This is a genomic window from Actinomycetota bacterium, assembly GCA_035540895.1.
GTDB lineage: Bacteria > Actinomycetota > JAICYB01 > JAICYB01 > JAICYB01 > DATLFR01.
Genome location: DATLFR010000018.1, coordinates 1 through 5712, shown reverse-complemented (window position 1 = coordinate 5712; position 5712 = coordinate 1). Strand labels below are relative to the sequence as shown.

5 protein-coding genes are annotated in these 5712 nt (G+C 71.4%); 4 read left to right on the top strand and 1 reads right to left on the bottom strand.

Going from position 1 to position 5712, the window contains the following annotated elements; translation table 11 throughout:
* The 3 genes from VM840_00845 to pcrA all read left to right on the top strand — a co-directional run.
* Positions 1–668: hypothetical protein (locus VM840_00845; protein ID HVL80122.1), on the top strand; the 668-nt coding region annotated here is incomplete at its 5' end.
* A 16-nt stretch (positions 669–684) separates the two neighbouring features.
* Entirely contained in the window at positions 685–1500 is an 816-nt protein-coding gene (locus VM840_00840) for an alpha/beta fold hydrolase (protein ID HVL80121.1), read from the top strand.
* Positions 1501–1712: 212 nt separating this feature from the next.
* Positions 1713–3917, top strand: coding sequence for a DNA helicase PcrA (pcrA, locus tag VM840_00835; protein HVL80120.1), 2205 nt, complete (start codon positions 1713–1715; stop codon positions 3915–3917).
* Here the strand turns inward: pcrA and VM840_00830 are convergent.
* On the bottom strand, positions 3898–5091 hold the full coding sequence (locus VM840_00830) for a sigma-70 family RNA polymerase sigma factor (protein ID HVL80119.1): 1194 nt from the start codon (positions 5089–5091) through the stop codon (positions 3898–3900). The genes pcrA and VM840_00830 overlap by 20 nt on opposite strands.
* A 227-nt stretch (positions 5092–5318) precedes the next feature.
* Here VM840_00830 and VM840_00825 point away from each other — a divergent pair, with 227 nt between their 5' ends.
* Positions 5319–5585 carry a hypothetical protein gene (locus VM840_00825; GenBank protein ID HVL80118.1) on the top strand — a complete coding sequence of 89 codons (267 nt, stop codon included), beginning with the start codon at positions 5319–5321 and terminating at the stop codon, positions 5583–5585.
* Positions 5586–5712 lie beyond the last annotated feature (127 nt).

The window sequence follows — 5712 nt, the reverse complement described above, 5'->3', positions numbered from 1 at the left end:
CGCCCCCGCCTCCCCCGCCCGGCGGGGTCGCGGTCTCGCACGCAGACGAGGACGGCGACGCGATCGTCGGTCTGTCCGACACCGCGGGGGGCACGTCGTTGCGAGTGACGGCCGCCGTTCCGCTGGAGCCCGGTGAGACGGCGACGCTGCGGGCCAGGCTCGCGCACGCCGGGGGAGCCGAGACGATCACAGCACCGGTCACGGTCACGGCGTCGTCGAACCGCAAGGAGATGCTCCTCGACCTGAGGTCGATGCCGGACGGTCCGGGGACCCTGACCGTGTCCGGCTCGAAGAGCGACGGGGAGCAGATCGGGACGAGCCGCCCCCTCACGGTGGACCGCGCGCCGCCCACGACCACCATCACGACCGGAGACGAGTCGTCCTACTACTCGATCCCGTTCCTGCGCCTGCACAACGTCCGTCTGGACGGGACGGTGTCCGACGCCATCGGGGTGCGGGCCACGGCCGTCCTGTTCCGCAACAACGAGACCGGCACCTACTTCGGGCCCTACCTGGCCCGGCGGTCCGGACCCCCCACGAGCCAGAGCTGGACGTTGACCGGGTACTACCTCGATCCCGGCACCTACACGGTCAACGCCTACTCCTTCGACGAGCCGATGAACCTGGAGCGCCCGGGCCCGCCCCCGATCCAGATCACGGTGCTCTGACCGCTACACTCCCGGCGTGAAGGTTCGCTGCTCGGATATCGAGATCGCGTACGACCGCGAGGGGGAGGGGACGCCCGTCCTGCTGGTCATGGGGCTGGCCACCACCCGCATCGGTTGGATCATGCAGATGTCGGCGCTCTCGAAGCACCACGACGTGGTCTGCTTCGACAACCGCGGGATGGGGGAGACCACCGTCCCGGACGAGCCGTGGACGATGGACACGATGGTCTCGGACGCGTTCTGCCTGGTCGACGCGCTCGGCTGGGACCGCTTCCACCTGGTCGGCGTCTCCATGGGCGGCATGATCGCCCAGGAGATGGTGCTCTCGCAGCAGGACCGGATCCGCTCCCTCACCCTGATCTCGACGCAGCACGGGGGCCCCGACCACGTGATGCCCTCCGACCGGGCGATGCAGCTGTTCGGGTTCGACGGGGACCCGGTGGCGCGGCTCGCGCTCGGCATCGACGTGACGTTCGGGCGCCGCTACCGCGAGGAGCATCCCGAGGTCATCGAGACGTTGAAGGCTTTCGCGGTCGCCAACCCACCGGCGCGACGGGCGGTCGAGAGCCAGGCGCTCGCGGTGGGGATGTGGTCGAACATGGGGGGGACGGCGGACCGGCTCGGCGAGATCGTCGTCCCGACCCTCGTCCTGCACGGGACCGACGACGAGCTGGTGGCCTTCGGCAACGGGGAGCTGATCGCGTCGAAGATCAAGGACGCCGAGTTCATCCCGTTCCCCGAGGCCGGACACGCGCTCATCACGGAGCGCGCGCCCGAGGTGAACGAGGCGATCCTCGCGCACCTCGCCGCGGCGGACGCCGCCGACGGCTGAGCGACCCCCGACCCGGCTCCCGTCGCCGTTCCAGGACACACGTGGGCCGCGCAGATGGCCTGTCGGGGCGCGTGTGTCCCGAACCGGCCGCATCCTGCCGCTCGAGGACACACGAGCCCGCAGCCCTGCCGGACAGGACCCCGCGTGTCCCGGAAGGGCAGATCGGCACCCGCCCGCGGCCGGATGTCGGTCCGGGCGCGATACTTGTCCCGGTGACCACCCTTCACGAAGACCTCCTGTCCGGGCTCAACCCCGTCCAGCGCGAAGCCGTCCTGGCCACGGAGGGTCCGGTCCTGATCATCGCGGGAGCCGGGTCCGGGAAGACGCGGGTGATCACGCACCGGGTGGCCTATCTGCTGCGGCAAGGCATCTCCCCTCGCAACGTCCTCGCGATCACCTTCACGAACAAGGCGGCCGGGGAGATGCGGGAGCGCATCCAGCACCTGGTGGGCGGGGCCGTGGCCAAGGACATGTGGATCATGACCTTCCACGCCGCCTGCGCGCGGATACTGCGCATGGAGGCGGAGCGCGCGGGCTACGGGAAGAACTTCACGATCTACGACGACGGGGACAGCCAGCGCGTGATCGCCGGGGTCCTGAAGGAGCTGGACATCGACCCCCGCCGCTGGACCCCCCGGTCCATGGCGAACGCCATATCGGGAGCCAAGAACCAGCTGGTTCCGCCCGAGAAGTACGAACAGCTCGCGCACGCGTTCCCCGAGAAGGTGGCGTCGAAGGTCTACGCCGGCTACGACGCGGCGCTGCGCAGGGCGAACGCGATGGACTTCGACGACCTCCTCACCCGCACGGTCGAGCTGTTCGAGGCGCACCCGGAAGCACTCCGACGCTGGCAGAACCGGTTCCGCTACGTCGTGATCGACGAGTACCAGGACACGAACCATGCCCAGTACCGGATCGTCTCCCTGCTCGCGCAGGCCAGCCGCAACCTGTGCGTGGTCGGGGATGAGGACCAGTCGGTCTACAGGTTCCGCGGGGCGACCATCCGCAACATCCTGGAGTTCGAGCGTGACTGGCCAGACGCCCGCATCTTCAAGCTCGAGCAGAACTACCGATCCACACAGACGATCCTCGACGCGGCGAACGAGCTCATAGGCAACAACAGCCAGCGCAAGCCGAAGCGGCTGTTCACGGAGCGCGGGACCGGGTCCGGCATCGTCGTGTTCCAGGCCGAGGACGAGCACGAGGAGGCGCACTTCGTCGCCGGCGAGATCTCCCAGCTGACCTCGAGCGGGGTGCCGGGGAGCGAGATCGCCGTCTTCTACCGCACGAACGCCCAGTCCCGGATGCTCGAGGAGACGTTCTTCCGCTACGGGATCCCGTACCGGGTCGTGGGGGGCCAGAAGTTCTACGACCGCCGCGAGATCCGGGACGCCATCGCCTACCTGCGGGCCGCGCACAACCCGGCGGACCGGGTGTCGGTCGTGCGCGCCGCGGGGGTCCCGAAGAGGGGGATCGGGGACGGTTCGATCGCGAAGCTCGAGTCCTTCGCCACCTCCCAGGGGATCTCGCTCGGGGAGGCGATCGAGCGCGCGGGTGAGGTCCCCGGTCTCCCGGGGCGGGCTCGCAACGGGTGCCTGGACCTGGCGGTCGTCCTGCGCCTGATCCGCCAGCGCGATGCCGACGGTCTCCCGCTGGCGGACGTCGTCCGCACGGCGTGGGAGGACTCGGGGATGCTCGACGAGCTCAAGGCGTCCAGCGACGTGTCCGACGAAGGGCGGATCGAGAACCTGGGCGAGCTCGCGGGGGTGGCCGAGGAGTTCTCGTCACGCGACGACGTCGGGGAGGGCAGGCTCGCCGACTTCCTGGAGCGGACGTCGCTGATCAGCGAGGTGGACGTCTTGGCCGACGCGTCCGAGCTCGTCACGCTGATGACCCTCCACAACGCCAAGGGACTCGAGTTCCCGGTGGTCTTCCTGACCGGGCTGGAGGAAGGGGTGTTCCCGCATATCCGGTCGCTCGACGACCCGGAGGACCTGGAAGAGGAGCGCCGGCTCGCCTACGTCGGCATCACGCGTGCGCAGGACCGGCTCTACCTCACGCACGCATGGTCCCGATCCCTGTGGGGCGGGACGAACTACAACCCCGTCTCCCGCTTCCTGGGCGAGATCCCGGAGTCGCTGGTGGAGACCAGGGGGAAGGCGCCGCGTCCGAGGGACCGGGTCCATACGTGGGGTTCGAGTCCCAAGGCCTTCTCGCGTCCGGCCGCCAAGGAGCCCTCAGGCTACGTGGTCGCCGTCTCCCCGGGGGACCGGGTCTGGCACGAGGCGTTCGGCGAGGGGCACGTCCTGGAGGTGAAGGGAGCGGGGACCGACGCCGAGGTCACGGTCCACTTCTCCGACGAGGGGACGAAGAGGCTCCTGCTCGCCTACGCGAACCTCACGAAGGCCGGGAGCTGACGCCGCGGCCGGGGGCGTCCGCGGACCCACCCCGAACCCCGTCGCTGCGTCCGGGGCTCTCGGTCACCCGGCCGGGCTCGTCAGGTGTCCTGTTCGGCGTGTCCGTCGGAGGACCCGCGGGGGCCGGCGAGGTCGAGTGCGTCTGTTCCGGCATGCCGCGGGCGCCGCGCCCGTCGGGCGCACGCTCGGCGCCGGGCGCTTCCTCGACCGTCTCGGTGGGACAGGGCTGACCGTCTTCGGTCCGCGGCGTGTCCGGCTTCGGAGCCCGGCCCGATGGCGGTGCCGCCTGCACGGGCGGGCACCCTCCTTCGGTAGCCGGCTCGTCCGGGACGGAGGCCGCGCCGCGGTCGATCCTGACGGGAGCGACGACCGGGAGCCGACCGGGCGCGTCCCCCTTCGTCGCCGGGGCGACCCCTTGCACCGCCGGGGCGCCCGGGTCGGCCACGGACGAGGCGACCGCGGGCGGGCGCACAGGCTTCTCATCGTGCGTGGCCCGGTGGTAGCCGACCGTACCTGCCGCGAGCGCACCGGCGGCAGCCGCCGCGGCCCCCAGCGCCGCGGCCGACCTCACGAAGGCGCCTGCCGCCTCGGCCGTCCGTCCGACGAGGACGGCCAGGACACCGGCCGGCGTGGCGGCGACGAGCGACTGCGCCTTCTCGCGGAGCCTGCGACGCGCCCGGGCCGCGAGTGACTTCGTCGCCTCCTCAGACAGACCCAGGGACCGGGCCGCGTCGGCCATCGTCAGGTCCGAGATGTAGAGCAGGCGGAGCACGTCCCGCTCCCGGGAGCCCAGGCCCGACATGAGCTGCTCCACCGCGATCCGGTCGGTGGTCCGTGAGGCGGGGTCGGCGGTGGATCCGTCGATCTGCAGCCCTGCCGGCACGGCGGGTCTGCGGCCGGCCGCCCGCCACCGGTCCCGCAACGTGTTCGTGGTCACGGTCTTGAGCCAGGAGGGGAGGAAGGTGTCCGGCGCCAGGTCCGGTCCGGACCGCCAGGCGCGCAGGAGGACCTCCTGGACGACGTCGTCGGCGTCGGCCCCCTCGGTCCGGGCCCAGTTCGCGATCATCCGGCCGTACCGTCCGACCAGCTGCTCGACGGCGGCGGGGTCCCGACGCCGCAGGCCCGCGACGATCTCGGCGTCCCCGGGACGGTCGGAACGCGCACGGCCGCCCACCTGCCGGGTGGACTCCGGCGGTGGGCGGTCCAGTGGTCTGGTGGCTGGTGTGGCCCCCATATCCCTCTTCCCCGTGAAGGTTCCTTCGAGAGGGTGAACGCGCGGGACGGGCTGGCCCGTCGCCCCGGTCGGAGACGGAAATCCGAACATCCGTTCTGAAACACGCCGACACCCGGGGGCTCCGGCCGGCGTTCGGTGGGGTGAGACATCGACCTGAGGGGGTCAACATGCATCTCCAGCAGCAGACGACACAGGACGGCCCGTTCCGCCGGCGGACGCTCCCGCTCGGCGACGGGGAGGAGGTCTCCGTGCTGATCGGCGAGGAGAACGGCCAGCCGCGGACCGTCTTCATGAGCTACGAGGCCTTCTGCGAGGTCGTGGGCACCATGTACACGGCCATCGAGGCGCTGAAGGCGGCCCGACAGGGCGTGGACCTGCTCGGCGAGCCCGACGAGGTGGAGGTCATCACCCGCCCCCGCCTGCGCGTCGTCTAGCCCCGGGGGGCCGCCCCGGCCCCGACTACGGGGTCGCGCCGGCGGCGGTGTGGGTCCGCTGGTGCAGCGTCCCGCTCCCGGTACCGACGAAGGTGCCGTTCGGGGCGTGGAAGACGCCTACGAGGGT